Origin of the sequence: Sphingomonas sp. CCH9-F2, assembly GCF_001556735.1 — a bacterium.
Taxonomy (GTDB): domain Bacteria; phylum Pseudomonadota; class Alphaproteobacteria; order Sphingomonadales; family Sphingomonadaceae; genus Sphingomonas; species Sphingomonas ginsenosidimutans.
The window spans coordinates 1-460 of record NZ_LSJO01000409.1; the positions used below are offsets into that span (position 1 = coordinate 1).

General features: G+C 62.6%; 1 protein-coding gene. It reads left to right on the forward strand.

Features of this window, described 5'->3' with window-relative positions; genetic code table 11:
• Window positions 1–181: 181 nt before the first annotated feature.
• On the forward strand, window positions 182–460 hold a 279-nt coding region (locus tag AX685_RS11805), incomplete at its 3' end, for an ArsR/SmtB family transcription factor (protein WP_066488918.1).

The following is a 460-nucleotide window of genomic DNA, read 5'->3' on the forward strand; positions in this document are numbered from 1 at the left end:
TGCTCCTAAAGCTACCGGATCAGCACCGTCACCCCCAGCTTTTTTATGCCCCCCTGGTAGCCGCAACAGGGTCGCTGCTTGTCGCATCAACCAAGCCCTGGCCCCAACCATCCCGGCCAACGACCGGTAAGGCAGGGTATACGGGGCTGGACACACCAAGCATATCCATTATGCTGGATATATGGAAAACGAGGATGCCATCTCGGCGCTGGGTGCTCTTGCACAAGGAACGCGCCTTGACACGTTCCGCCTCTTGGTACGGCACGAACCGGATGGTTTGGCTGCCGGCGATATCGCGCGTCAGCTCGACGTGCCGCAGAACACCCTGTCGGCGCACCTCGGCATCCTCGCCCGCGCTGGCCTGGTCCGCTCCGCACGGCATAGCCGCTCGATCATCTACCGTGTCGATCTGGACGGCCTGCGCGCGCTGACGCTGTTCCTCGTCAAGGACTGCTGCGCC